27 protein-coding genes are annotated in these 26,094 nt (G+C 68.4%); 15 read left to right on the forward strand and 12 right to left on the reverse strand.

The window, feature by feature from the left end:
• Nucleotides 1-8: 8 nt before the first annotated feature.
• Nucleotides 9-1,031, reverse strand: a complete 1,023-nt coding sequence (locus tag BST17_RS07495; protein WP_083056722.1) for a 3-isopropylmalate dehydrogenase — start codon at nucleotides 1,029-1,031, stop codon at nucleotides 9-11.
• Entirely contained in the window at nucleotides 1,028-2,614 is a 1,587-nt protein-coding gene (serA, locus tag BST17_RS07500; protein ID WP_083056724.1) for a phosphoglycerate dehydrogenase, read from the reverse strand. Before serA ends, BST17_RS07495 begins: the two co-directional genes overlap by 4 nt.
• Before the next feature lie 105 nt (nucleotides 2,615-2,719).
• Between serA and BST17_RS07505 the strand changes: the two genes are divergently transcribed.
• The 4 genes from BST17_RS07505 to BST17_RS07520 are packed head-to-tail and all read left to right on the forward strand — an operon-like array spanning nucleotide 2,720 to nucleotide 5,172.
• Nucleotides 2,720-4,168: a phytoene desaturase family protein gene (locus BST17_RS07505; RefSeq protein WP_083056726.1), complete on the forward strand. Its 1,449-nt coding sequence runs from the start codon at nucleotides 2,720-2,722 to the stop codon at nucleotides 4,166-4,168.
• A 34-nt stretch (nucleotides 4,169-4,202) separates the two neighbouring features.
• Nucleotides 4,203-4,418 carry a hypervirulence associated TUDOR domain-containing protein gene (locus BST17_RS07510; protein ID WP_083056728.1) on the forward strand — a complete coding sequence of 72 codons (216 nt, stop codon included), beginning with the start codon at nucleotides 4,203-4,205 and terminating at the stop codon, nucleotides 4,416-4,418.
• A complete protein-coding gene (locus BST17_RS07515; protein ID WP_207573586.1) occupies nucleotides 4,415-4,840 on the forward strand; it encodes a hypothetical protein in 426 nt (141 codons plus the stop codon). The genes BST17_RS07510 and BST17_RS07515 overlap by 4 nt, the downstream gene beginning before the upstream one ends.
• Nucleotides 4,837-5,172: a DUF3140 domain-containing protein gene (locus BST17_RS07520; RefSeq protein ID WP_083056732.1), complete on the forward strand. Its 336-nt coding sequence runs from the start codon at nucleotides 4,837-4,839 to the stop codon at nucleotides 5,170-5,172. The genes BST17_RS07515 and BST17_RS07520 overlap by 4 nt, the downstream gene beginning before the upstream one ends.
• Before the next feature lie 55 nt (nucleotides 5,173-5,227).
• On the opposite strand, the gene ilvC is transcribed toward BST17_RS07520, so the two are convergent.
• Genes ilvC through BST17_RS07535 form a run of 3 tightly spaced genes read right to left on the reverse strand, consistent with a single transcriptional unit; the run spans nucleotide 5,228 to nucleotide 8,627 of the window.
• Nucleotides 5,228-6,241, reverse strand: coding sequence for a ketol-acid reductoisomerase (ilvC, locus tag BST17_RS07525; protein ID WP_083056734.1), 1,014 nt, complete (start codon nucleotides 6,239-6,241; stop codon nucleotides 5,228-5,230).
• A 32-nt stretch (nucleotides 6,242-6,273) separates the two neighbouring features.
• The gene (gene ilvN / locus BST17_RS07530; RefSeq protein ID WP_083056736.1) at nucleotides 6,274-6,780 is read right to left on the reverse strand and encodes an acetolactate synthase small subunit; all 507 of its coding nucleotides are present in this window, start codon (nucleotides 6,778-6,780) and stop codon (nucleotides 6,274-6,276) included.
• Complete coding sequence (locus tag BST17_RS07535) at nucleotides 6,777-8,627, reverse strand: acetolactate synthase large subunit (RefSeq protein WP_083056738.1); 1,851 nt, start codon at nucleotides 8,625-8,627, stop codon at nucleotides 6,777-6,779. Before BST17_RS07535 ends, ilvN begins: the two co-directional genes overlap by 4 nt.
• Nucleotides 8,628-8,896: 269 nt before the next feature.
• Here BST17_RS07535 and BST17_RS07540 point away from each other — a divergent pair, with 269 nt between their 5' ends.
• Nucleotides 8,897-9,277, forward strand: a complete 381-nt coding sequence (locus tag BST17_RS07540; RefSeq protein WP_234807575.1) for a PH domain-containing protein — start codon at nucleotides 8,897-8,899, stop codon at nucleotides 9,275-9,277.
• Between the two features lie 85 nt (nucleotides 9,278-9,362).
• Here BST17_RS07540 and BST17_RS07545 read toward each other — a convergent pair whose 3' ends face one another.
• Nucleotides 9,363-10,184 carry a DoxX family membrane protein gene (locus tag BST17_RS07545; protein WP_083056742.1) on the reverse strand — a complete coding sequence of 274 codons (822 nt, stop codon included), beginning with the start codon at nucleotides 10,182-10,184 and terminating at the stop codon, nucleotides 9,363-9,365.
• 152 nt (nucleotides 10,185-10,336) lie between these two features.
• On the opposite strand from BST17_RS07545, the gene BST17_RS07550 reads away from it, so the two are divergent.
• Nucleotides 10,337-11,455: a PQQ-dependent sugar dehydrogenase gene (locus BST17_RS07550; RefSeq protein WP_207573587.1), complete on the forward strand. Its 1,119-nt coding sequence runs from the start codon at nucleotides 10,337-10,339 to the stop codon at nucleotides 11,453-11,455.
• 60 nt (nucleotides 11,456-11,515) lie between these two features.
• On the opposite strand, the gene gatB is transcribed toward BST17_RS07550, so the two are convergent.
• Both gatB and BST17_RS07560 read right to left on the reverse strand, forming a co-directional pair.
• Entirely contained in the window at nucleotides 11,516-13,018 is a 1,503-nt protein-coding gene (gene gatB / locus BST17_RS07555) for an Asp-tRNA(Asn)/Glu-tRNA(Gln) amidotransferase subunit GatB (protein WP_083056744.1), read from the reverse strand.
• Between the two features lie 87 nt (nucleotides 13,019-13,105).
• The gene (locus BST17_RS07560) at nucleotides 13,106-14,137 is read right to left on the reverse strand and encodes an ATP-dependent 6-phosphofructokinase (RefSeq protein ID WP_083057101.1); all 1,032 of its coding nucleotides are present in this window, start codon (nucleotides 14,135-14,137) and stop codon (nucleotides 13,106-13,108) included.
• A gap of 108 nt (nucleotides 14,138-14,245) precedes the next feature.
• Between BST17_RS07560 and BST17_RS07565 the strand changes: the two genes are divergently transcribed.
• Both BST17_RS07565 and poxB read left to right on the forward strand, forming a co-directional pair.
• Complete coding sequence (locus BST17_RS07565; RefSeq protein ID WP_083056746.1) at nucleotides 14,246-14,488, forward strand: DUF6480 family protein; 243 nt, start codon at nucleotides 14,246-14,248, stop codon at nucleotides 14,486-14,488.
• 31 nt (nucleotides 14,489-14,519) lie between these two features.
• Nucleotides 14,520-16,247, forward strand: a complete 1,728-nt coding sequence (poxB, locus tag BST17_RS07570) for a ubiquinone-dependent pyruvate dehydrogenase (RefSeq protein WP_083056748.1) — start codon at nucleotides 14,520-14,522, stop codon at nucleotides 16,245-16,247.
• A gap of 3 nt (nucleotides 16,248-16,250) precedes the next feature.
• Here poxB and gatA read toward each other — a convergent pair whose 3' ends face one another.
• Both gatA and gatC read right to left on the reverse strand, forming a co-directional pair.
• Nucleotides 16,251-17,735, reverse strand: a complete 1,485-nt coding sequence (gene gatA / locus BST17_RS07575) for an Asp-tRNA(Asn)/Glu-tRNA(Gln) amidotransferase subunit GatA (protein WP_083056750.1) — start codon at nucleotides 17,733-17,735, stop codon at nucleotides 16,251-16,253.
• A gap of 65 nt (nucleotides 17,736-17,800) precedes the next feature.
• Nucleotides 17,801-18,103: an Asp-tRNA(Asn)/Glu-tRNA(Gln) amidotransferase subunit GatC gene (gatC, locus tag BST17_RS07580; RefSeq protein ID WP_083056752.1), complete on the reverse strand. Its 303-nt coding sequence runs from the start codon at nucleotides 18,101-18,103 to the stop codon at nucleotides 17,801-17,803.
• A 61-nt stretch (nucleotides 18,104-18,164) separates the two neighbouring features.
• Between gatC and BST17_RS07585 the strand changes: the two genes are divergently transcribed.
• The 6 genes from BST17_RS07585 (at nucleotide 18,165) to BST17_RS07610 (ending at nucleotide 22,531) form a co-directional block, all read left to right on the forward strand.
• Entirely contained in the window at nucleotides 18,165-18,842 is a 678-nt protein-coding gene (locus BST17_RS07585) for an ACT domain-containing protein (protein ID WP_083056754.1), read from the forward strand.
• Between the two features lie 79 nt (nucleotides 18,843-18,921).
• Nucleotides 18,922-19,536, forward strand: a complete 615-nt coding sequence (locus BST17_RS07590; RefSeq protein WP_083056756.1) for a DUF4178 domain-containing protein — start codon at nucleotides 18,922-18,924, stop codon at nucleotides 19,534-19,536.
• Nucleotides 19,537-19,544: 8 nt separating this feature from the next.
• Nucleotides 19,545-20,036, forward strand: a complete 492-nt coding sequence (locus BST17_RS07595; protein WP_083056758.1) for a DUF2617 family protein — start codon at nucleotides 19,545-19,547, stop codon at nucleotides 20,034-20,036.
• Nucleotides 20,033-20,464, forward strand: a complete 432-nt coding sequence (locus tag BST17_RS07600) for a DUF4247 domain-containing protein (protein ID WP_083057103.1) — start codon at nucleotides 20,033-20,035, stop codon at nucleotides 20,462-20,464. Before BST17_RS07595 ends, BST17_RS07600 begins: the two co-directional genes overlap by 4 nt.
• A gap of 18 nt (nucleotides 20,465-20,482) precedes the next feature.
• The gene (locus BST17_RS07605; RefSeq protein ID WP_083056760.1) at nucleotides 20,483-20,968 is read left to right on the forward strand and encodes a DUF350 domain-containing protein; all 486 of its coding nucleotides are present in this window, start codon (nucleotides 20,483-20,485) and stop codon (nucleotides 20,966-20,968) included.
• A gap of 30 nt (nucleotides 20,969-20,998) precedes the next feature.
• Entirely contained in the window at nucleotides 20,999-22,531 is a 1,533-nt protein-coding gene (locus BST17_RS07610) for a polyamine aminopropyltransferase (RefSeq protein WP_083056762.1), read from the forward strand.
• On the opposite strand, the gene ligA is transcribed toward BST17_RS07610, so the two are convergent.
• Nucleotides 22,528-24,627 carry an NAD-dependent DNA ligase LigA gene (ligA, locus tag BST17_RS07615; protein WP_207573588.1) on the reverse strand — a complete coding sequence of 700 codons (2,100 nt, stop codon included), beginning with the start codon at nucleotides 24,625-24,627 and terminating at the stop codon, nucleotides 22,528-22,530. The genes BST17_RS07610 and ligA overlap by 4 nt on opposite strands.
• Nucleotides 24,628-24,728: 101 nt before the next feature.
• Here ligA and BST17_RS07620 point away from each other — a divergent pair, with 101 nt between their 5' ends.
• Entirely contained in the window at nucleotides 24,729-25,124 is a 396-nt protein-coding gene (locus BST17_RS07620) for an MmcQ/YjbR family DNA-binding protein (protein WP_083056766.1), read from the forward strand.
• Between the two features lie 37 nt (nucleotides 25,125-25,161).
• Here BST17_RS07620 and BST17_RS07625 read toward each other — a convergent pair whose 3' ends face one another.
• A complete protein-coding gene (locus BST17_RS07625; RefSeq protein ID WP_083057104.1) occupies nucleotides 25,162-26,061 on the reverse strand; it encodes an alpha/beta fold hydrolase in 900 nt (299 codons plus the stop codon).
• Nucleotides 26,062-26,094: the final 33 nt, after the last annotated feature.

Raw genomic sequence — 26,094 nt, forward strand, 5'->3', positions numbered from 1 at the left:
CTCGGGATCTACAGCAGCGACAGAATCCGGTCGCCGACCGCGGACGTCGACAGCGTCGCGTCCCCGCGGGTCGCCAGGTGCTCGGCGACAGCCGTGTCGACCCGCGCCGCGGCCTCGTCCTCACCGACGTGGGCCAGCAGCAGCGCCACGCTCATCACCGCGGCGGTCGGATCGGCGATGCCCTGCCCGGCGATATCGGGTGCGCTGCCGTGCACCGGCTCGAACATCGACGGGTTGGTGCGCGTGGCATCGATGTTGCCGCTGGCCGCCAGCCCGATGCCGCCACACACCGCCGCCGACAGATCGGTGATGATGTCGCCGAACAGGTTGTCGGTGACGATGACGTCGAAGCGGCCCGGATCGGTGACCATGTGGATGGTGGCGGCGTCGATGTGCTGGTAGGCAACCTCCACATCGGGGTACTCCGCCCCGACCTCGGCGACGACCCGCGACCACAGGCTGCCGGCGAAGGTCAGCACATTGGTCTTGTGCACCAGGGTCAGATGCTTGCGACGGGTCTGCGCACGGGCGAACGCGTCACGCACCACCCGCTCGACCCCGAACGCCGTGTTCACGCTGACCTCGGTGGCCACCTCGTGCGGGGTGCCGACGCGCAGCGCGCCACCGTTGCCGGTGTAGGGACCCTCGGTACCCTCGCGGACCACCACGAAGTCGATCCCGGTGACGCCCGAGAGTGGGCTGGCCACACCGGGATAGAGCCGGCCGGGCCGCAGGTTCACATGGTGGTCGAGCGCGAAGCGCAACTTGAGCAGCAGCCCGCGCTCCAGCACACCGCTGGGTACCGACGGATCACCGATGGCGCCCAGCAGGATCGCGTCGAACCCGCGCAGCTCCTCGATGGTCTCCTCGGTGAGTAGTTCTCCGGAGGCGTGGTAACGCCGGGCGCCGAGGTCGTACTCGGTGCGTTCGACGCCGGGCAGCACCGCGTCGAGAACCCGCAGCGCCTGGTCGATGACCTCCGGACCGATACCGTCACCGGCGATGACCGCCAGCTTGTTCAACGAACTCATGCGAGGTTCACCACTTCCAGGGTGGTGGCGCCGACCGCCGAGGCGATCGCGGCGCGCACATCTTCGGGCACATCGGTGTCGAGGCGCAGCATCACCGTGGCGCTGTCGCCGCCGGCATCCTGGCTCATCTGGGCGGCCAGGATGTTGACCTCGGCGCTGCCGAGCAGGGTGCCGATCTTGCCGAGCGCCCCGGGCTGATCGGTGTAGTTGACCACCAGGTTGTAGCCCTCGGCGCGCAGATCCAGGTTGCGGCCGTTGATCTGGACGATCTTCTCGACCAGCTGCGGGCCCGACAGGGTGCCCGCCACATTGAGCGATCCGCCGTCGGCGTACACGGCGCGGACGTCGACCACGCTGCGGTGGTTGGGGCTTTCGGGGGCGGTGCTGATGTCCGCGGTGACGCCGCGGTCCTTGGCCAGCGCCGGCGCGTTGACGAAGGTCACCTGCTCGTCGACGACGGCGGAGAACAGGCCGCGCAGCGCCGACAGGCGAAGGATCTCGACATCTTCGGATGCCAGCTCACCGCGCACCTGGACCGACAGCGACACCGGCGCGGCATCGGCCAACGATCCGACCAGCAGACCCAGCTTGCGGACCAGGTCCAGCCAGGGCGCCACCTCCTCGCCGACGGCTCCCCCGCCCACGTTGACGGCATCCGGTACGAACTCACCCGCCAGCGCCAACTTCACGCTGGCCGCGACGTCGGTGCCGGCGCGGTCCTGGGCCTCGGCGGTCGAGGCGCCCAGGTGCGGGGTCACGACGACCTGCGGCAGCTCGAACAGCGGGCTGTCGGTGCACGGTTCGGTGGCGAACACGTCCAGACCGGCGGCGCGCACATGACCGCCGGTGATGGCATCGGCCAGCGCCTGCTCGTCGATCAGTCCGCCGCGAGCGGCGTTGACGATGATGACACCAGGCTTGGTCTTGGCCAGGTTCTCCTTGCCGAGCAGGCCGGCGGTCTCCTTGGTCTTGGGCAGGTGAACCGAGATGAAGTCGGCCCGGCCCAGCAGCTCGTCGAGTCCGACCAGTTCGATCCCGATCTGGGCAGCACGGGCCGTCGAGACGTAGGGGTCATAGGCGATCACGTGGGTACCAAAGGCGGCCAGTCGGGCGGCCACGAGCTGGCCGATGCGGCCCAATCCCACCACGCCGACGGTCTTGCCGTAGATCTCGGTGCCCGAGAACGAGGACCGCTTCCAGGTGTGCTCACGCAGGGTGGCATCGGCGGCCGGGATCTGACGGGCTGCCGACAGCAGCAGCGCCAGCGCGTGCTCGGCGGCGCTGTGGATGTTGGACGTCGGCGCGTTGACGACCAGCACACCGCGTGCGGTGGCCGCGTCGACGTCGACGTTGTCCAGGCCGACGCCGGCGCGGGCGACGATCTTCAGCTTGGGCGCGGCGGCGATGACCTCGGCGTCGACGGTGGTCGCCGACCGCACCAGCAGCGCATCGGCGTCGGCGACGGCGGCCAGCAGCTTCGGCCGGTCCGGACCGTCCACCCAGCGGACCTCTACCTGGTCACCCAGGGCGGCGACGGTCGACTCGGCAAGCTTGTCGGCGATCAGTACAACGGGAAGACTCACGGCGCTACAGCCTAATGTGTGCCTGCGGGCTCACAGACGCCACGGGGTCTTGGCGCTACCACAGTCAGGTGCGGTCGACACCGGAACGAGCAGACACACCGCGCAATGTTGTCTACTGGTGTCGTGGACGTCACCGTCGTCGGAAGCGGCCCCAACGGGCTGACCGCAGCCGTCATCCTGGCTCGCGCAGGCCTGTCCGTGCGGGTCATCGAGGAGCAGTCGACCGCGGGCGGCGGCGCCCGCACGTTGCCCGACCCCGAGTACTCCGGGGTCGCGCACGACATCTGCTCGGCCGTGCACCCCCTGGCGCTGGCATCGCCGTTCTTCGCCGCCTACGACCTGCAGGCACGCGGCGTGCAGTTGGCGGTGCCGGAGATCGCCTACGCCAATCCGCTGCCGGACGGGCCGGCCGCGGTGGGATACCACGACATCGAGCGCACCGCCGCCGAACTGTCCGACGGGGACTCCTGGCGCCGGCTGCTGGGCCCGCTGGCCGCCGACAGCGACAACGTTGTCGGGCTGATCCTCGGCGACAAGCGATCCCTGCCGCCGTCGGTCCCCGCGGCACTGAAGGTGGCGCCGCGACTGTTGCTGCAGGGCGGTCCGCTGTGGAATACCCTGCGCGGCGAGGATGCCCGGGCGTTGTTCACCGGCGTTGCGGCACACACGATTTCGCAGATGCCGTCGCTGGTTGCCTCGGGCGCCGGGTTGATGCTGGCCACCCTCGGCCACTCGGTCGGCTGGCCGATCCCGGTCGGCGGATCCCAGGCCATTCCCGATGCGCTGATCGCCGACCTGGCCGACCACGGTGGCGAACTGGTGCTCGGCGAGAAGGTCACCACGCCGCCGGGCGGAGTGGTGCTCTATGACACCGCGCCGACGGCGCTGCTGTCCATCTACGGTTCGTCGGTTCCGCCGCGGTATGCAAAGGCGTTGCAGCACTACACCTATGGTCCCGGCGTGGCGAAGGTGGACTTCGTGCTCTCCGGTGAGATCCCGTGGCGCGATGCGCGCCTGGCGCATGCCCCGACACTGCATCTGGGTGGCAGTCGCGCGCAGATGGCGCTGGCCGAGAAGGAGATCGCCGCCGGCCGGCACGCCGAGTGGCCGATGGTGCTCGCCGCGCTGCCGCATCTGGCCGATCCGGGACGCATCGATACACAGGGACGCCGACCCCTGTGGGCGTACGCGCATGTGCCGTCGGGGTCGACGGTGGACATGGCCGAGGCCGTCATCGACATCTTCGAGCGGTTCGCGCCCGGCTTCCGCGACATCATCGTGGCGGTGCGCAGCGTGCCGGCCGCCCGGCTCTCCGACCACAACGCCAACCTTGTCGGTGGCGATATCGGCGTCGGTGGCAACAACATGCGCAGCGCCATCGCCGGGCCCACCCCGCGCTGGAATCCGTGGTCCACCCCGATACCGAAGGCCTACCTGTGTTCGTCGGCCGCTCCCCCAGGCGGCGGCGTGCACGGGATGGCCGGGTACTACGCGGCGCGCACGGTGCTCAAGCGGGAGTTCGGAATCCGGGAGCTGCCGCCGCTGGCACCGTGAATGAGACGCCGTGCGCCCGGGTATACCCGCCGCCATGAGCAAAGAATTCAAGAAGGGCGACAAGGTGTCGTGGCAGAGCCACGGCACCACCGTGCCCGGCACCGTGGAGAAGAAGATCACCTCGGATACCGAAACCGCGGGTCGAACGGTGCGCGCCAGTAAGGACGAGCCGCAGTACAAGGTCACCAGCGACAAGACCGGTAAGGACGCGGTGCACAAGCCCGAGTCGCTGAAGAAGCGATCGTCGTGAAGTCAGTCGATGCGGCACACGCCCGCCCCGACGGCGCCTCCGATGACACCGTCGAGGCCGTCGGCAAGGTCTCCGAGGCGTTGGAGTACGTCGAGCGGGCCCGCGGACATCTCTACTCGTTCCACCAGCTGATGGGCCATGCCGATCTACTGCTCGGTGAGGCCTGCGACGCCCTGCGCGATGCCGGCCATGCCGAGATCGCCGACCGGCTGACCGAGGACATGGTCGGACGCAATGTGCTGCAGGGCCGCTGGACATTTCAGATCATCGAGGAGTTCGACGATGACTACTGGTCGCGCCTGCGCGAACACGAGAAGCGGGTCCGTGACGAGCTGACCGACGGACGGCGCCATGTCTTCGAGGCGGAGATGAAGCAGGATCGCCGGACCAAGGGCCGCGACGGACACGAGGCCACCCCGTGAGCGACGAGGACAACGAGAGCACCTACAAGGAGTTCAAGGACGTCGTCAACATGACGGCCGGTGAGCTGGAGAAGTGGCTCAAATCCGATGACTCCAAGGATGTCGGGCAGAAGAAGGACGGGGGTGAATCGACCGGGCACGAGAGCGGACGGCACATCGTCTCGATACTGAAGGCCAAGAAGTCCGACCTGTCCGAAGACGACTACAAGCACATGCGCAAGGTCGTCGGCTACTGCCGCCGCCATCTGGCGCAACGGCCCAAGGGCGACATCGAGGACAGTGCCTGGCGGTACTCGCTGATGAACTGGGGGCACGACCCGGTCAAGAAATGACTGTGGCGCCTCACCCGAAATGGTCACGGGTGAGACGCCACAGGTCGCAGTGAGATCAGGCGGTCTCGGTGATCGGCCGGTCGACCCAGCTCATCAGGTCGCGCAGCTTCTTGCCGGTGACCTCGATGGGGTGCTCGGCGTTCTCCTTGCGCAGGCCCTCGAGCTCGGTGTTGCCGTTCTCGACGTTGGCAACCAGGCGCTTGACGAACGAACCGTCCTGGATGTCCTTGAGGATGGCGCGCATCCGGTCCTTGGTGTCGGCGTCGATGACGCGCGGGCCGGAGATGTAGCCACCGAACTCGGCGGTGTCGGACACCGAGTAGTTCATCCGGGCGATGCCGCCTTCGTAGATCAGGTCGACGATCAGCTTGAGCTCGTGCAGCACCTCGAAGTAGGCCATCTCCGGGGCGTAGCCCGCCTCGACCATGACCTCGAAGCCGGCCTTGATCAGCTCTTCGGTGCCACCGCACAGCACGGCCTGCTCACCGAACAGATCGGTCTCGGTCTCTTCCTTGAACGTGGTCTTGATGACGCCGGCACGCGCACCACCGATGGCGGCGGCGTACGACAGCGCCAGCGCCTGACCCTCACCCTTGGGATCCTGGGCGATGGCGATCAACGCGGGCACACCCTTGCCGTCGACGAACTGACGGCGCACCAGGTGGCCGGGGCCCTTCGGGGCGACCATGCCGACGGTGATGTTCTCGGCCGGCTTGATCAGGCCGAAGTGGATGTTCAGGCCGTGCCCGAAGAACAGCGCGTTGCCGTCTTCCAAGTTGGGCTCGATGTCGTTGGTGAAGATCTCGGCCTGCGCGGTGTCGGGTGCGAGCACCATGATGACGTCGGCCCACTTGGCGACCTCGGCCGGAGTATCGACCTCCAGACCCTGCTCTTCGACCTTGGCGCGGGACTTCGAGCCTTCCTTGAGGCCGACCTTGACCTGCACCCCCGAATCGCGCAGCGACAGCGAGTGGGCATGGCCCTGGCTGCCGTAGCCGATCACCGCGACCTTGCGGCCCTGGATGATCGACAGATCCGCGTCGTCGTCGTAGAACAGTTCGATTGCCACTCTGTTTTCCTTACCTTGTTTCTCGATGAAAGCTATTTGGCAGTTCCGATGCCGCGCGGCCCACGCGCCAGCGACACGATGCCGGACTGCACGATCTCCCGGATTCCGTAGGGCTCGAGCACTCGCAGGAACGCTTCGAGTTTCTCCGGGGTCCCGGTGGCCTCGATGGTCAGTGACTCGGTGGACACGTCCACCACTTTGGCCCGGAATAGATTAACCGCTTCGATAACCTGGCTGCGGGTGACCGCATCCGTGCGCACCTTGATCAGTGCCAGCTCGCGCGAGACCGACTGTTCCTCGTCCTGTTCGACGATCTTGATCACGTTGATCAGCTTGTTGAGCTGCTTGGTGACCTGCTCGAGCGGGAAGTCCTCGACCTCCACGACGATGGTCATCCGGGACAGGTGCTTCTGCTCGGTGGCACCGACGGCGAGGCTCTGGATGTTGAACCCGCGCCGGGAGAACAGCGAGGCGACGCGCGCCAGCACACCGGGCTTGTCCTCGACGAGCACCGACAGGGTGTGGGTGGAGATGGTCATGCGTGGCCCTCCTCGGAGTCGAACAGCGGACGGATGCCGCGCGCGGCCTGGATCTCGTCGTTGCTGGTGCCGGCGGCGACCATCGGCCACACCTGGGCGTCGGCACCGACGATGAAATCGATGACCACCGGACGGTCGTTGATCTCACGCGCCTGCTGGATCACCGATTCGACGTCTTCGGCTCGCTCACAACGCAACCCGACGCAACCCAGCGCCTCGGCCAGCTTCACGAAATCCGGGATGCGGCGCGAGTGCGTGGCCAGGTCGGTTTGGCTGTACCGCTCCTCGTAGAACAGCGTCTGCCACTGCCGCACCATGCCCAGGTTGCCGTTGTTGATCAGCGCCACCTTGATGGGCGCGCCCTCGATGGCGCAGGTGGCCAGCTCCTGGTTGGTCATCTGGAAGCAGCCGTCACCGTCGATGGCCCACACCTCGGCCTCGGGACGGCCGAACTTGGCGCCCATGGCGGCGGGCACCGAGTAGCCCATGGTGCCCAGACCGCCGGAGTTCAGCCAGGTCTTGGGGTTCTCGTATTTGACGAACTGTGCGGCCCACATCTGGTGCTGGCCGACGCCGGCGACGTACACGGCCTCCGGACCGGCCAGCTGACCCAGCCTCTCGATGACGTACTCCGGGCTCAGGCTGCCGTCACTCTGCGGGCCGTAGCTCAGCGGGTAGGTCGACTTGATGCTGGACAGGTACTCCCACCAGTTGTCGAGCTGCAGCGAGGACGCCGACACCTCATCGCGGCGCAGCACCTCCAGCAGATCGGTGATGACATTGCGCACGTCACCCACGATCGGCACATCGGCGTGCCGGTTCTTGCCGATCTCGGCCGGATCGATATCGGCGTGGATCACCTTGGCGTCGGGTGCGAACGATTCGAGCTTGCCGGTCACCCGGTCGTCGAAGCGGGTGCCCAGCGCGATCAGCAGATCGCTCTTCTGCAGTGCGGCCACCGCGGACACCGAGCCGTGCATGCCGGGCATACCCATGTGCTGGGGGTGGCTGTCGGGGAATGCGCCGCGCGCCATCAGCGTCGTGACGACCGGGATACCGGTCAGCTGCGCCAGTTCCATCAGTTCGGCGGTCGCCTCACCGCGGATCACGCCGCCACCGACATAGAGCACCGGCTTGCGCGCCTCGGCGATCAGCTTGGCGGCCTCGCGCACCTGACGGCTGTGCGGCTTGGTGTTCGGCTTGTAACCGGGCAGATCCATCACCGGCGGCCAGGCAAAGGTGCACTGCCCCTGCAGGATGTCTTTCGGGATGTCGACGAGGACAGCACCGGGTCGTCCGCTCTGCGCGATGTGGAAGGCCTCGGCGATGACCCGCGGGATGTCGTCGCCGTCACGAACCAGGAAGTTGTGCTTGGTGATCGGCATCGTCATGCCGGTGATGTCGGCTTCCTGGAAGGCATCGGTGCCGATCAGGCCGCGACCGACCTGACCGGTGATCGCCACCACCGGAATGGAATCCATCTGCGCATCGGCCAGCGGGGTGACCAGGTTCGTCGCGCCCGGGCCCGAGGTGGCCATCATGACGCCGACCTTGCCGGTGGCGTGGGCGTAGCCGCTGGCGGCATGTCCGGCGCCCTGCTCGTGGCGGACCAGCACGTGGCGCAGCTTGCGCGAGTCGTACAGCGGGTCGTACACCGGCAGCACCGCACCGCCGGGGATACCGAAGATGACCTCGACGCCGATTTCTTCCAGCGACCGCACGACCGATTGCGCACCGGTCATTTCAAGCGGGGCAACAACATTGGCCTTGGCTTCCGCCTTGGTGGTGGCCTGGGCGCCGTTGGCGCGCTGCGTCTGCTCCGGCGGACGCGTGGTGGGTGCGCTCACGTTTTCCTCTTTGTTCGGTGACGTCGGTGGTGTTGGTTGTCCTGTGACAGCAAAAAACCCCCGTCAGCGGAGTCCGCTGTACGAGGGTTGGCGCGTCGATGCTGTTGGCTAAGCCCGGCAGAGAGCTAGCGCGGCATCAACGCGCCAACCAATTACTACGAGCTTGTCCGGGGTGTACATAAGCTGTGACGGTAGTCCCCGCACTGCTCAAAGGTCAAATTGCCCCTGCGCCCGGCGGTGGCCGTCGAGCGCGGTGCGAGAATGTCGGCGTGAGTCAGCCTGCCCCGCTCGTCGTCCGAATCTCCCCGATGGCGCACATCGCGGTCGGTTTCATCACACTCGGGATCTTCGCGCTGATCTATGCCCTGCCGAGCTGGAGCTGGGTGCTGATGGTGGTTCCGGTGCTGGCGTCGGCCGTGATCGCGCGGTACCGCACCGTCGCCGGCCCCGATGAGGTGACCGCCCGGTCCATGTTCGGCAGCACCACGGTGCCGTGGACGGATATCGACGGTCTGCGCTTCACCCGTTCGTCGTGGGCGAAGGCGCGGTTGACCGACGGCCGCGAGATCACCTTGCCCGCGGTCACGTTCGCGACCTTGCCGCTGCTCACGGCGGCCAGTGGGGGCCGGGTTCCCAACCCCTACGCGTGAGCTCTCGGCTTACTGACGAACAGACGCATGTGCCCCCGAAAATGGATCTTTTCGGGGGCACACGCGTCTGTTCGCGGGGCGAAGATCAGGCCAGCGGGTTGGTCCCGTTGAGCAGCACCCACATGCCGACGCCGATGCCGATGCCGATCAGCAGCGCCAGGAACGAGCCGACGAACGGACGGCGCGCCCAGCCGCGGCCGGCGTCGAAGCCGTAGCGGCCCGGGCCGGTGAGCGTCAGCGCGGCGGCCAGCAGCACCAGGGTCACCTGATGCTCGTGCCCGGTGGGCACCACGAAATCGGCGAAGCCGACGTTCTCCTGGGCGGCGATCGACCCCAGCAGCGCGTTGATCAGGTACGCCAGCGCGGCGGCCGCAGCCACCGGGGTGAACAGACCCAGCACCAGCAGAAGTCCGGCCCCGATCTGGGCACCGGCGCCGACATAGGTGAGCACCCCGGCATGCTGGTAGCCCAGCTCGGCCAGCGATCCCTCGAACCCGCCGAGGCCGGAACCGCCCCACCAGCCGAAGGCCTTCTGCAGGCCGTGCACGATCAGTAGCGCACCCAGCCCGAGCCGGAGCACCAGCAGACCCAGATCCAGCGTGCCGCGCCGGCCGGCGGCGCGGATCTGCTGCTCGGCGTCATAGGGCCCGATCTCGGCCGGTCCCGCGGGTGCCGCGGCGTACGGGTTCGGCGTGGCCGGCGACACGTAGGGAAGCGGCTCGGGTTCGTTGAGCAGCGGGAAGTTCGGCTGGTCCGCCTTGGACCCACCATCGGTGTTGTAACGCGGAATGGCGGTGGTCTCGAAATCGCCCCCGTAGGTCGACGAGGGAAGATCGTCTTCCGGGTCGACCAACTGCGCCGACGCGGGCCGTTGCCAGTCGGTCAGGTTCTGAGGTTCAGCGGTCACGAAACCCAGCGTAAGTGCAAGTCACCGCAGAACAAGGGATTGGCGCGGCGCATTGTGCACCTTGTCCGCACTGTTGCCGAGTTGTGACACACCGGCCCGCTGCCGCGCACCTTCGTGGCGCGGACCGCCGGACGATCCGTAACCTGGCCAGCATGACATTGGGCGGACCGGCGCGGATTGCCGTGGTGCTGTGCGCGGTGGTGCTGGCCGGCTCCGGCTGCGCGCGATTCGACAACGCGCAGTCCCAGCCGTTCACCACCGAACCCCAGATGGCACCGCCGCCCCCGACCAAGCCGGAGCCGCCGCCACCGCTGCCAGCCACCCCGTTCCCCAAGATCTGCAAGGCCACCGGCGTGATGCAGGGCTGCCTGGAGAGCACCAGCGGACTGATCATGGGCGGTGACAGCCAGTCCGCGCTGGTGGCCGAACGGCAGACCGGCGTAGTCAAGGAGGTCTCCACCAAGGCCGAACCGGTGATCAAGCTGACCATTCCGGTGGATCCGGCCGGCGACGGCGGCCTGCTCGACATCATCAAGTCGCCCACCTATGCGCAGGACCGGCTGATGTACGCCTACATCAGTACGCCCACCGACAACCGGGTGATCCGGATCGCCGACGGCGACATCCCCAAGCCGATCCTCACCGGCATCCCCAAGGGCGCGGTCGGCAACGCCGGGGCACTCAAGTTCACCAGTCCGACCACGTTGTTGGTGCTCACCGGCGATGCGGGCAACCCCGCGCAGGCAGCCGACCCGGCCTCGCTGGCCGGCAAGGTGTTGCGCATCGAGCAGCCGACCACGGTCAACCAGGCTCCGACCACGACGGCGCTGTCCGGGATGGGTGCCGCGGGCGGCATGTGCGTCGACCCGTCGGACGGCTCGCTCTACGTCACCGACCGCACTCCGTCGGCGGACCGCATGCAGAAGATCACCAAGGATTCGGTGGTGTCGACGGTGTGGACCTGGCCGGACCGCCCGGGTGTCGCCGGTTGCGCAGCGCTCGACGGCACGGTGCTGGTGAACCTGGTCGACACCAAGCAGACGGTGGCATTGCGTCTGGCGCCGGAGACCGGCGCGGTCACCGGCGAACCCGAGGTGGTCCGCCAGGATCAGCATGGTCATGCCTGGGCGCTGGCGGTCTCCCCGGACGGCAACATCTGGGGAGCCACGATCAACAAGACCTCCGGGGATGCGGAGAACTTCGACGATGTCGTGTTCCCGCTGTTCCCGTCCGGTGGCGGATTCCCCCGCCAGAACGCCGACAAGACCTAGACACCTTGCGATTTCGGTGAGGATGCGTGCGGTGTGCGCACGTATCCTCACCGAAATCACTCAGGAGCAGGCCGCGAGCACCAGTTCGCGCACGCGGGCCGCATCGGCCTGCCCCTTGGTGGCCTTCATCACCGCGCCGACGATCGCACCGGCGGCCTGAACCTTGCCGCCGCGGATCTTGTCGGCGACATCGGGTTGCGCCGCGAGAGCCTCTTCGATGGCGGCCTGGATCAGCGAATCGTCGCGCACCACGACCAGGCCACGATCGTTCATCACCTGCTCGGGTTCGCCCTCACCGGCCAGCACACCCTCGACGACCTGGCGGGCCAGCTTGTTCGAAAGCTTGCCCTCGTCAACGAGTTTCACCACCGCGGCCACCTGGGCCGGGCTGATGGGGAGGGCATCGAGTTCGACGCCGGATTCATTGGCCTTCTGCACCAGGAAGTTGCCCCACCAGGCCCGGGCGGCCTCGCTCGAGGCGCCCTTGGCCACCGTCGCGGCGACCAGATCGATGGCGCCGTTGTTGACCAGGTCGCGCATCACCTCATCGGAGATGCCCCACTCCTGCTGAACCCGTTTGCGGGCCAGCCACGGCAGCTCGGGAATGGTGCCGCGCAACCGCTCGACGAGGTCGGCGGGCGGGGCCACCGGCTCCAGATCGGGCTCCGGGAAATAGCGGTAATCCTGCGCGGTCTCCTTGCTGCGGCCGGCCGTGGTGTGCCCGTCCTCGTGGAAGTGCCGGGTCTCCTGGGTGACCGTGCCGCCGGATTTCAGCACCGCGGCCTGGCGACGCATCTCATAGCGCACGGCGACCTCGACGCTGCGCAGCGAATTGACGTTCTTGGTCTCGGTGCGGGTGCCGAACTCGGCGGCGCCCTTCAGTTTCAGCGAGACGTTGGAGTCGCAGCGCATCGAGCCCTGATCCATCCGGACATCGGATACGTCGAGGGCCCGCAGCAGGTCGCGCAGCGCGGTGACATAGGCGCGGGCGATCTCGGGCGCACGCTCACCGGTGCCCTCGATGGGCCGGGTGACGATCTCGATCAGGGGCACCCCGGCGCGGTTGAAGTCGGCCAGCGACGTCGTCGCACCGGCGATGCGGCCGGTGTCACTGCCCAGGTGGGTCAGCTTGCCGGTGTCCTCCTCCATGTGTGCACGCTCGATCTCGATGCGCCAGGTGCTGCCGTCCTCCAGCGGGACGTCGAGGTAGCCGTCGACCGCGATCGGCTCGTCGTACTGGCTGATCTGGTAGTTCTTCGGTTGATCGGGATAGAAGTAGTTCTTGCGGGCGAATCGGCCCCACGGCGCGATCTCGCAGTTGAGCGCCAGCCCGATGCGGATCGCCGATTCCACGGCGGCCTGGTTGAGCACCGGCAGCGACCCGGGCAACCCCAGGCACACCGGGCAGACCTGGGTATTGGGTTCGGCGCCGAACTTGTTGGCGCAGGGACAGAACATCTTGGTGGCCGTCGACAGCTCGACGTGCACTTCCATGCCCATCACCGGGTCGTACTCGGCGATGACGTCGTCGTAGTCGGCGAGTTCGGCAACAGAAGTGGTCATGACAGCCGATTTTAGTGCCCGCCCGCCGCAACCCCTCCGCCGCCGTGGGTTCAGGCCGGGTGCTCCGTCGCCGGGCCCGGTGACGGACTATCCGAAGAACTCGGCGGCGTCGTCGTAGCGGCTCTGCGGTACCAGTTTGAGCTGTCGGGTCGCATCGGCCAGCGGCACCCGGCCGATGTCCTGGCCGCGCAGCGACACCATCATCCCGTACTCGCCGGCGTGCGCGGCGTCGGCGGCGTTGACCCCGAACCGGGTGGCCAGCACCCGGTCGTAGGCGGTCGGGGTGCCGCCGCGCTGCACATGGCCGAGGACGGTGACCCGGACATCCTTCTTGATGCGCTTCTCCACCTCCAGCGCCAGCTGCTGGGCCACCCCGGTGAACTTCTCGTGCCCGAACTCGTCCATCCCGCCCTGGCGCAATTGCATGGTGCCCTCGGCCGGCTTGGCGCCCTCGGCCACCACACAGATGAAATGCGAATCTCCGCGCTGGAAGCGCTGTTTGACCAACCGGCACACCTCTTCGACATCGAAGGGCTGCTCGGGGATCAACGTCATGTGGGCACCGGAGGCCAGACCCGCGTTGAGTGCGATCCAGCCGGCGTGCCGACCCATCACCTCGACCAGCATCACCCGCTGGTGCGACTCGGCCGTGCTGTGCAGCCGGTCGATCGCCTCGGTCGCGATCGTCAACGCGGTGTCGTGCCCGAAAGTGACGTCGGTGCAATCGATGTCGTTGTCGATGGTCTTCGGCACACCGACGACGGGCACCCCCTCCTCGGACAGCCAGTTGGCGGCGGTGAGCGTGCCCTCGCCGCCGATCGGGATCAGCACGTCGATGCCGTTGTCCTCGAGCGTCTGCTTGATCTGGTCCAGGCCTGCGCGCAGCTTGTCCGGGTTGGTCCTGGCCGTGCCGAGCATGGTCCCGCCCTTGGCGAGCAGCCGGTCGTTGCGGTCGTCGTTGGCCAGCTGGATCCGGCGGTCCTCCAGCAGACCGCGCCAGCCGTCGAGGAACCCGACGACCGATGAGCCGTAGCGGGCGTCACTGGTCCGCACCACCGCCCTGATCACCGCATTCAGGCCTGGACAGTCGCCGCCGCCGGTCAGAACTCCGATCCGCATGCCCACGATCTTGCCAGCTTCGACGCAGCGCGGCGCGGTCACCGACCCAACGTGTGAGATCACCGCACCCGGGTATCCGGGCCCGACAGCCCCCGATCGGAAGTAGAGATGACCGCCATTCCCCCCGACCCCGATCCGCGCCGCACCCCCGGTCTCGAAACCGGCGGTGGGGTACCACCCGGCAGCACTCCCCCGGACTCCGCGCAGACCTCCGGGCTTGGCGAGCCCGAGCCGCGGCCGCGGCACAAGCTCACGCCGACGGCAGTGGTCAGCCTGATCGCACTCGCGGTGTTCGTGTTGATCTTCGCGGTGTCCGCGGTGTATCTGCTCGCCGTCGACATGCCGAACTGACGGCCCGCCCGACCCGTCCTAGGGTGGTGTCATGACGACCGTCGCCGATCACGTCATCTCGACCCTGCGGGCCAGCGGGGTGCACCGTATCTACGGACTACCGGGGGACAGTCTCAACGGTCTGACCGACGCCATCCGGCGCGCCGACGGATTCAGCTGGGAACACGTACGTCACGAGGAGGCCGCCGGATTCGCCGCCGCCGCCGATGCGGCGCTGACGGGCCGGCTGGCCGTCTGCGCCGGCAGCTGCGGGCCGGGGAACCTGCATCTGATCAACGGCCTGTTCGATGCGCAACGCAGCCGCGTTCCGGTGCTGGCGATCGCCGCACACATCCCGCAGTCCGAGATCGGTTCGGAATACTTCCAGGAAACTCATCCGCAGGAACTCTTCCGCGAGTGCAGTGTGTACTGCGAACTGGTCACCACCGCCGAATCCGCCCCGCGGATCCTGGAGATGGCGATGCGTGCCGCCGTCGCGGACAACGGGGTGGCCGTCGTCGTGGTGCCCGGTGAGGTGTTCCTGCACAAGACCGACGCCCGACCCACCCCGGTGCTGCCCACCCGCTCGACCATGCGCCCGGTGGACGACGAATTGCGCCGTGCCGCAACGGCGCTCAATGGTTCCGACAGGATCACGATCCTGGCCGGAGCGGGGGTCGAGGGCGCCCACGATGACGTCGTCCGGTTGGCCGCCACCCTGCAGGCCCCGGTCGTGCATGCGTTGCGCGGCAAGGAGTTCGTCGAGTACGACAACCCCTACGACGTCGGGATGACCGGCCTGTTGGGCTTCGCCTCGGGCTACAAGGCCATCAAGGAGGCCGAGGTCCTGCTGATGCTGGGCACCGACTTCCCCTACCGCCAGTTCTATCCCGAGAACGCCACCGTCATCCAGCTCGACATCCGCGGCCGCCACATCGGTCGGCGCACGCGGGTCGACCTGCCCCTGGTCGGTTCGGTCGCCGACACCCTGCCGGCGCTGCAACCGCTGTTGACCGCCAAGGCCGATCGCACCCATCTGGACCGCTCGCTGCGCCACTACGCCAAGACCCGGCGCCGCCTCGACGAGCTGGCCGTCAACGATCGCGACCGCACCCCGATCCGACCCGAACACCTTGCGGCCCTGGCTGATCGACTGGCCGCCGATGATGCGGTGTTCACCGTCGATGTGGGGTCGCCGGTGGTGTGGGCGGCGCGTTATCTGACCATGAACGGGCGCCGCCGGCTGCTCGGATCGTTCAACCACGGCACCATGGCGTGCGCACTGCCGCTGGCCATCGGCGCCCAGACCGTCGATCGCGGCAGACAGGTGGTGGCCTTCGCCGGCGACGGCGGGCTGACCATGCTGTTCGGCGAGCTGATCACGTTGGTGCAGAACCGATTGCCGGTCAAGGTCGTCGTCTTCAACAATTCCTCGCTGAATTTCGTCGAACTGGAGATGAAGGCGGCGGGCATCGTCACCTTCGGCACCGACCTGCACAATCCGAATTTCGCCGCCGTCGCCGAAGCACTGGGCATGTTCGGTCGGCGCGTGGAGCACCCCGCCGATCTGGAATCGGCACTGGCTGCGGCGTTCGCCCACGACGGCCCGGCCCTGATCGATGTGGTGACCGCGCGTCAGGAACTGTCCATCCCACCGGCCATCACCGTCGAGCAGGCAAAGGGTTTCTCGCTGTATGCGATCCGCACGATCATGGCCGGCCGCTCCGACGAGCTGCTGGACCTGGTGAGCACCAACGTGGCCCGCCGGATCCTGGACTGACCGCTACAGCGCCGTCGGCAGGTCACCCCGCGCCTGCTCGTAGGCCGCGCCCACCCGGTAGAGCCGGTCATCGGCGTGCGCCGGGGCCATGATCTGCAGCCCGACGGGCAGGTTGTCCTCGGCCGCCAGCCCCGACGGCACCGACATGCCGCAGTGCCCGGCCAGGTTCAGCGGCAGCGTGCACAGATCGAACAGGTACATGGCCAGCGGATCGTCGACCTTCTCCCCGATCGGGAACGCGGTCGTCGGCGTGGCCGGTGACACCAGCACGTCGACCTGCTCGTAGGCCTGCTCCAGGTCGCGGGCGATCAGGGTGCGGACCTTCTGGGCCTGGTTGTAGTAGGCGTCGTAGTAGCCCGCCGACAGCGCATAGGTGCCGATCATGATGCGGCGCTTGACTTCCGGGCCGAATCCGGCGGCCCGGGTCAACGCCATCACCTCCTCGGCGCTGTGCGTGCCGTCATCACCGACGCGCAGGCCGAAGCGCATCGCGTCGAAACGCGCCAGGTTCGAGGACACCTCCGAGGGCAGGATCAGGTAGTAGGCGGCCATCGCATGGTCGAAATGGGGGCAGTCCACCTCGACCACCTCGGCGCCCAGTCCCTGCAATTTCTCGACCGCGGTGGTGAACGAGTCGAGCACGCCCTGCTGGTAACCCTCCCCGCGCAGCTGCTTGACCACGCCGACGCGTACCCCGGTGAGGTCACCGGAGGCACCGGCGCGAGCAGCGGCCACCACATCGGGCACCGGGACGTCCACCGAGGTGGAGTCGCGCGGATCGTGCCCGGCGATCACCTGGTGCAGCAACGCGGTGTCGAGCACCGTGCGGGCGCACGGCCCGCCCTGATCCAGCGAGGAGGCGCACGCGATCAGACCGAACCGGCTGACCGTTCCGTAGGTGGGCTTGACGCCGACGGTCGCGGTGAGGGCGGCCGGCTGGCGGATCGAGCCGCCGGTGTCGGTCCCGATGGCCAGCGGCGCCTGGAAGGCCGCGAGCGCAGCCGCGCTGCCACCGCCGGAGCCGCCGGGCACCCGGTCGGTGTCCCACGGGTTGCGGGTCGGGCCATAGGCCGAGTTCTCGGTCGAGCTGCCCATCGCGAACTCGTCCATGTTGGTCTTGCCGAGGATCGGGATACCCGCCGCCCGCAGCCGGGTGGTCACCGTCGCGTCGTACGGCGAGTTCCAGCCCTCCAGGATCTTCGACCCGCAGGTGGTGGGCATGTCGGTGGTGGTGAACACGTCCTTGAGCGCCAACGGCACGCCGGCCAGCGGCGACGGCAGCGGCTCACCGGCAGCGACCAGCTTGTCGACCTCGGCGGCGGCGGCCAGCGCGCGGTCGGCCCCGACATGCAGGAAGGCGTGGTAGCGCTCATCGGTGGCGGCGATCTGGTCCAGATGGGCCTGGGTGACCTCGGTGGACGTCACCTCCTTGGCCGCGATGCGGCCGGCCAGGGTGGCGGCGTCTTCGCGGATCAGGTCGGAACCCATGCCTCGACTCCCACTCGCTCCGGTCCTCGCTCCGCTGCGATCCTCACTCGCGCTCGTCTCGGAACTCATGCTTCCGCCTCCCCCAGGATCCGCGGCACGGCGAACCGGCCGTCCTCGGCACGCGGGGCCGCGGCCAGTGCCTCGTCCTGTGTCAGGCCGGCCACGACGGTGTCCGGGCGGGTTACGTTGACGCTCTTGAGCGGGTTGTCGGTGGCCTCGACGCCGGTGACGTCGACGGACTGGATCTGGCCGACGTGGGCCAGGATCGCATCGAGCTGGCCGGCGAAGCTGTCCAGCTCACCGTCGGTCAGGGCGAGCCGGGCCAGTCGCGCCAGGTGGGCGACCTCGTCTCGGGAAATCTGGGACACGGCGCTCAAGCCTAGTCGTCGCCCTCGGGTCGAATCGCCGCGCCCCGATGCCTGTGACAGGGTGATCGCCGTGCCGTCTTATCTGCTGCGGGTCCAGTTGGAGGACCGACCGGGCAGCCTCGGCTCACTGGCCGTGGCCCTGGGTTCGGTGGGCGCCGACATCCTGTCCCTCGACGTCGTCGAGCGCGGGGCGGGGTATGCCATCGACGACCTGGTGGTCGAACTGCCACCCGGCGCGATGCCCGATGCCCTGATCACCGCCGCCGAGCACATCAAGGGTGTCTACGTCGACAGCGTGCGTCCGCACACCGGCCTGCTGGAGGCCCACCGCGAACTCGAGCTCATCGACCACATCGCCGCCGCGCGCGGCCGCCAGGACAAGCTGCAGGTGCTCGCCGACGAGGCACCGAAGGTGCTGCGGGTGGGCTGGTGCACCGTGGTGCGCTCCGACGATTCCGCCGCGGCCGGCGTCGAGCGGATCGTCGGCAGCTCCGGCGCTCCGGAGACCCAGGCGTCCACCGCGCCGTGGCTGCCGCTACAGCACGCCGAGGCCCTGGACGCGACGGCGGACTGGGTGCCGCAGGTCTGGCGCGACATCGATATGGCGCTGGCCGCCGCACCCCTGGGCGACCCCGGCACCGCGGTGCTGCTCGGCCGCGCCGGCGGCCCGGAGTTCCGGCCGTCGGAGGTGGCCCGGCTCGGCTACCTGGCCGGCATCGTCGCAACCATCCTGCGCTGAAAGCTGAGAGTCCGCTGTGGGTTCGGCTGTTACGGTGGAAACACATCCCGACCGCTGACGAATCGACGAGAGGTCCTGCGTGGGAGAACTACTGATCGTCCTGGCCATCGTCGCGATCGCTGCCGCCGTCATCGTCTTCCTGGTCGCGCGCAGCCGCCCCAAGACACCGAAGCAGCCTGCGGCACGCCAGGATCCGCTGCGCTTCGCCTCGCAGACCGACACCTTCGGCCCGCGCCAGCTCGGGCCGGGCGCCATCGTCAGTCACGGCGGCACCGATTACGTGGTGCGCGGGTCGGTCACCCTGCGTGAAGGGCCGTTCGTCTGGTGGGAGCACCTGCTGGAAGGCAAGGCCGACGAGCCACCGGTGTGGTTCAGCGTCGAAGAGGACGAGGGCCGCCTCGAGCTGGTGTGGTGGCACAAGCGTTCCGGGCTGCCCGCCGAGCCGGGGGCCAGCGTGACCGTGGACGGTGTCACCTTCGCCGTCGACGAGAACGGCCGGGCCTCCTACACGACCGAGGGCACCACCGGGCTGCCCGCCGGCGGCGATATGGATTATGTGGACTACAGCGGGCCCGACGGCACCAAGCTCGGTTATGAGCGGTGGGCGCCGGGAATGGCGTGGGAGGTGTCGCACGGGGTGCCCGTCCGCGCCGGCGAACTGACGGTCTATCCGGCCCCGCCGGCGGGTTCATAGGCGCTGCCTTGCCGTTGCATCACCTGCGCGTCGCGCCTGCCGATGTCAGCGGCGCCGGCCTGCGTCTGACGTTGGACGCCCCGGCGCCGGAGCCGTTGGCCAGCGCCACGCTGCCCCATCCCGACGGCGCCGACCTGGTGCTCGGGGTGCTCGGAGCCTCACACGTCATCAGCGTCGGTCAGTTCAGCGAGCAGGTGTCGTGCACCGTGCTCGCGGCCGGCACGCGGCTACCCGCCTCGGCACGACGTCCCGGCTACGAATTGCGTTCCGACACCGTCGTGCACGACGAGGCGTCCTTCCGCCGCATCGCCGCGGACCTGCGCGAGCGCTGCGAACACGAGTCCGGCTGGCTCGGCGGCAGCTTCCCCGGCGATGAGGCCGCGTTGACGGCCCTGTACGCCGAACCGGACGGTCCGGGCTGGCGCTGGCAGACCTGGCACCTGTACCCCGACCGCGACGGCGGCACCGTGGTGCACACCGAGAGCCGGTGGCGGCCGTGACCCGCACCGTCCTGTTCGGCTTGTCCGCGGCGCTGGGCGCGCTCGGTGTGGTGCTGTTGATCGCGGGAATCGCGGTGCAGAGCAAGGATGTTCGTGGTCACGTCCGCGACACCTACCGCCAGTACTCGGCCGACGGCAGCAACGGGCGCTACGAATGCAGTGGCTCCCCCAAGACGGTGGCCGACGATATCGCCGCCTATGACGCGCCCGAGGCCCGCGCATCGGATCGCGGTACCGAGTATCTGCGCTACAACGACGACATCGTGACCGTCGGACCGGAAGGCCAGTACCCGTGCAGCATCCGGGTCGAGGACACCAATGCTCGCTACAGCGGCGGTGGGTTCATTTTCCTGGGTCCGGGATTTTTCCCGGGCTCACCAGCGGGCGGATCGGGCGGCAGCTCCGGCGGACCCGGCGGAACGAAGTAGAGCAGGAGAATCGAAGGTATGTCATATCTTGCGAACACGGCGGCGCCGTCGATCCTGGCTTTGGAGTTCGGCACCGTCGACGGTGGCGCACTGACCCAGAACGTGGTCGCCGCGGTGCTTTATTTCGTCGTCGGGATCGTGGTGTTCGGGGCGGGCTTCCTGCTGACCGACCTGCTGACCCCCGGCAGCCTGCGCGAACTCATCTTCGTGCAGCACCGGCCGAATGCGGTCGCGGTGGCCTGCGGCATGTACGGCGCGCTGTCGCTGGTCACGGCCGTCGCGATCATCGCCAGCTCGGCCGAACTCGGCCAGGGTCTGCTCGACGCGCTGGTCTACGGGCTGGTCGCGGTGCTCTTGCAGGGCGCGGCGCTGCTGGTACTGGAGGCCTTGGTGCCGGGGCGGTTCCGCGATCTGATCGGCGATGAGAAGTTGCATCCCGGCGCCATTGCCACGGCGGTGATCCTGCTGGCGGTGGGAGGGGTGAACGCCGCCGCCCTGTCATGACGGGGGCACTGTCATGACGGGGGCACTGGCATGACCACCACCCGATGGCGGGCCCTGCTGCTCGCCGCGGTGGCGGCCTGCGCGGCCTGCGGGCTGATCTACGAATTGGCGCTGCTGACGCTCTCGACGAGCCTGCACGGCGGCGGCATCGTCGCCACCTCGCTGATCGTCGCGGGTTTCGTGGCCGCCCTGGGCGCCGGCGCGCTGGCGGTCAAACCATTCCTCGGCCACGCCGCCATCACCTTCATCGCGGTGGAGACACTGCTCGGTCTGATCGGTGGGTTGTCCGCTGCGGCAATGTATGTCGCGTTCTCGTTCATCGGCGACGGCCTGTGGATCCTGGTGCTGGGCACCGCCCTGATCGGCACGCTGGTGGGCGCGGAGGTCCCGCTGCTGATGACCTTGCTGCAGCGCGGCCGAACCGCCGGCGCGGCCGATGCCGGCCGGGTGCTGGCCAATCTGAACGCCGCGGATTACCTCGGGGCACTGATCGGTGGGCTGGCGTGGCCGTTCCTGGTGCTACCGCAGCTGGGCATGATCCGCGGCGCCGCGGTCACCGGGATGATCAATCTGGCCGCTGCGGCGGTGGTGTCGGTGTTTTTGCTGCGCACGATCATCGGCCGCCGCCAACTCGGTGCGGCGCTGGCCGTCCTGACGGCGGCGGCGGTGACGTTGACGGCGTTGATCATCGCGTCCGACGGCATCCAGACCACCACCCGGCAGCGGCTCTACGCCGACCCGATCATCGCCTATCAGCAGTCGGCCTATCAGGAGATCGTGGTCACCCGCCGCGGCACCGATACCCGGCTCTATCTCGATGGCGGACTGCAGTTCTCGACCCGCGACGAATACCGCTACACCGAAAGCCTGGTCTACCCCGCCGTGGGCCCGGACGCCCGCTCGGTGCTGATCCTGGGCGGCGGGGACGGCCTGGCCGCCCGCGAACTGCTGCGGATGCCGCGGATCGAGACCATCGCGCAGGTGGAACTGGATCCGGCGGTGATCGCGCTGGCCCGTGGCCCGTTGCGCGACACCAACGGCGGCGCGCTGGATGACCCGCGAGTCCAGGTCGTCGTCGACGATGCGATGACCTGGTTGCGCGCCCCCACCGTGCGCCCCGCGGGCGGTTTCGACACGGTCATCATCGATCTGCCCGATCCCGACAATCCGGTACTGGGCCGGTTGTACTCGGTCGAGTTCTACGCGATGCTCACCCGGGTGCTCGCGCCCGACGCGCTGGTGGTGGTGCAGTCCGGCAGCCCGTTCTCGACGCCGAAGGCGTTCTGGCGCACGGTCTCCACCCTGGGCTCAGCCGGTTTCGCGGTGACGCCGTATCACGTGCACGTGCCGACCTTCGGCGACTGGGGTTTCGCGCTGGCCCGGCAGGGACCTTCGGCGCCGGATCCGGTGCTGCCCGCCGACGCTCCCGGGCTGCGGTTCATGACACCGGAGGTGCTGGCCGCGGCGACGGTGTTCGCGCCCGACAACGCACCGCAGACGTTGGCACCCTCGACGCTGGACAATCCGCGCATCGTCGAGGACATGCGGTTGGGCTACCGCTAGTCGGACCCGGGCTCCGGCTCGGAACCGGACTCGGGCTCGGGCACCGGCTGGGGTCCGTCGGTCAGCAGCCTGGTGAAGCCGTCCTCGTCGAGCACCGGCACGCCGAGCTCGATCGCCTTGTCGTACTTCGACCCCGGTGCGTCGCCGGCCACCACGTAAGAGGTCTTCTTCGATACCGACCCGGCGGCCTTGCCGCCGCGGGCCAGAATGGCCTCCTTGGCCTCATCGCGCGAGTAGCCGGTCAGTGACCCGGTGACCACGATGGACAGCCCCTCCAGGGTGCGTTCGATGCCGGCGTCGCGCTCGTCGACCATCCGGACATCGGCGGCACGCCACTTGTCGACGATCGCACAGTGCCAGTCCACCTCGAACCATTCGATGACCGCCGCGGCAATGGTCGGGCCGACACCCTCCACGGCGGCCAACTCGGCCTCGGATGCGGCCATGATCGCATCCAGGCTGCCGAACTCACCGGCCAGCGCGCGGGCCGCGGTGGGCCCGACGTGGCGGATGGACAGCGCGACCAGAACCCGCCACAGCGGTTGGGATTTGGCCTTGCCCAGGTTGGCGAGCAGCCGCTTGCCGTTGGCCGACAACTCGCCCTTCTTGGTGGTGAACAGCTCGGTCTGCAGCAGTTGATCGGCGGTGAGGGTGAACAGGTCGCCCTCATCGGTGATCACCCCGGCCTGCAGCAGCGCGGTACCCGCCTCATAACCGAGTCCCTCGATGTCGAATGCCCCGCGACCGGCGACGTGGAATACGCGCTCGCGCAACTGCGCCGGGCAGGTCCGGGTGTTCGGGCAGCGGATGTCGGCATCACCCTCCTTGGCCGGCGCCAGCGCGGTACCGCACTCCGGGCAGTGGGTCGGCATGACGAATTCGCGCTCGCTGCCATCGCGCAGATCGACCACCGGGGCCAGCACCTCCGGGATGACGTCGCCGGCCTTGCGGATGACGACGGTGTCACCGATCAGCACGCCCTTGCGCTTGACCTCCGACGCGTTGTGCAGCGTCGCCAGCCCCACGGTCGACCCGGCGACCTTCACCGGCTCCATGTAGGCGAAGGGGGTCACCCGCCCCGTGCGCCCCACGTTGACCCGGATGTCCAGGAGCTTGGTGGTGACCTCCTCGGGCGGGTACTTGTAGGCGATCGCCCAGCGCGGGGCGCGCGAGGTGGCACCCAGGCGGCGCTGCAACGACACGTCGTCGACCTTGACCACCAGGCCGTCGATCTCGTGCTCGACATCGTGGCGGTGTTCGCCCCAGTAGGCGATGCGCTCGGCGACGGCGGCGATGCCGCGGACCTTGGTGGTGTGCGTCGACACCGGCAGCCCCCAGGCACCCAGCGCCCGGTAGGCATCGTGCAGGGACGCCGGGCTGAATCCCTCGGCCTTGCCGAGACCGTGACAGATCATCCGCAGTCGCCTGCGCGCGGTGACGGCGGGATTCTTCTGACGCAGCGACCCGGCGGCGCTGTTGCGCGGGTTGGCGAAGGGCGGCTTGCCCTCGGCGACCAGGCCGGCGTTGAGCTCCTCGAAATCGGCGACCCGGAAGAACACCTCACCGCGCACCTCGAGTAGAGCGGGGACGGGGAATTCGGCTGTGCCGGTGAGTCGCTCGGGGATGTCGTCGATGGTGCGCGCGTTCAGCGTGACATCTTCCCCGCTGCGGCCGTCACCGCGGGTGGCCGCCCGCACCAGCACGCCGTCGCGGTACACCAGCGCCAGTGCGACACCGTCGATCTTGAGCTCGCACAGATAGTCGACCTCGGTACCGATCTCGGCGCCCAACCGCGCCGCCCAGGCCGACAACTCATCGGTGTCGAAAGCGTTGTCCAGCGACAGCATCCGCTCCAGGTGGTCGGCCGCGGCGAACTCGGTGGCAAAACCGGCACCGCCGACCAGCTGGGTCGGCGAATCCGGGGTGCGCAATTCCGGGTACTGCTCCTCCAGCGCCTCCAGCCGCCGCAGCAGGACGTCGAAGTCCGCATCCGAGATGATCGGGGCGTCCTTGACGTAATACCGGAACTGGTGCCCGCGCACCTCCTCGGCAAGTTCCTGCCAGCGACCACGTGCCTCTGCGTCCGGTGAGCTCACTCTGGTCAGGTTAGTCCAGGGCTCCGACACCCCGGAGCGATCCCGCCCACCAGCAGAAAAGGGCGGTTGCGGCATGGCCTGACCGACTAAACTCACCGGCTGTGCCGCATCCGGTGATGTTCTCCGACGACGACTTCGGGCTGGCGCAACTGCGCACGTTGGCGTTGGCCTTCCCGGCGGCCTTCGAGAAGGTGTCCTGGGGCCGACCGGTGTTCTGCGCGCCCAAGATGTTCGCGATGTACGGCGGCAACCTGAAATCCGCGGACGGCATGGTCGCCTTCCCCCACGCACTGTTGGTCAAGGTCGACGAGTCCGATCGCCGCTCCCTGGAGCAGGACGACCGCTTCTTCTTCCCCGCCTACATGGGGCCGTTCGGCTGGCTGGGACTGGATCTGACCGCCGCCGAGGTGGACTGGGTCGAGGTCGGCGAATTGCTCGACGCGTCCTTCCGGTTGGTGGCATCCAAGAAGCTGATCCGCCAGCTCGACGAACGGTGATGTCTTGGTTCGACTTTCACCACCGGCTGCTCCGGAACTAGGTCGTCTTCAGGAACGTCCGCAGCCGGTCGAGCACGAGTTCGGGACGTTGCTCGACGATCCAGTGCCCGACACCGGGAACCAGTTCCAGCTCGAAGTCCCGGCATTTCTCCGGAAGCACCCGCAGCAGCTCCGGGGTCAGCACCGAGTCGTCGGTGCCGTGCAGCCAGCGCACCGGGACGGTGACCTCGTGGTCATCGAATTCTCCACGCAGCCAACGGATAGCCTCACGCCGCTGAAAGGTGCGGTACCACCGCGAGCCGGCCTCGGCGTAGCCGGGACGGCGCATACAGTCGACGTAGAACGCAATGTCCTCGTCGGGGGTACGGAAGTCGCCGCCCACCCACGAGCCGAGCATCTTGAAGTATCGCGCCTTCGGGTCGGCGATGACCTTGGGCCCGATGAACGGCAGCATCATCGGCACCTGATACCACATCCGCCAGATGTTCAGCAGCGCCTCGCGGTCGTGCTTGAGCCAGGGCACGGCCGTGTTCAGGCCCATGAACGCGGCGACCTTTTCCGGGTGGCGCAGCATGAAAATGGTGGCCACGGGTCCACCCCAGTCGTGAGCCACCAGCTTGACCGGCCCCACGCCGAGGCGGTCACACACCGCGGCCAGATCATCGGCCATGTCGTTCTTCAGATAGCGGTCCCGCGGCGCCGAACTCCAGCCCGCGCCGCGCAGGTCCGGGCACAGCACGCGGTAGCCGTCGGCGGCCAACGGCCCGATGAGTTCGTGCCATTCCCACCAGTTCTGCGGAAAACCGTGGATCAGCATCACCGGCTGCCCGTCGGCGGGGCCGGCATCGGCCACATGGATGGACACCCCGGCGCCGAGATCGAGGTGGCGGTGTTGCACGCCGGGAAGGTCGGGCGGGCTGTCGGTGACGACTGGCATCACGACACTGTACGTTATCCGGTACCGCCGGTA

The sequence above is a fragment of the Mycolicibacterium bacteremicum genome, from assembly GCF_002086115.1.
Classification (GTDB): domain Bacteria; phylum Actinomycetota; class Actinomycetes; order Mycobacteriales; family Mycobacteriaceae; genus Mycobacterium; species Mycobacterium bacteremicum.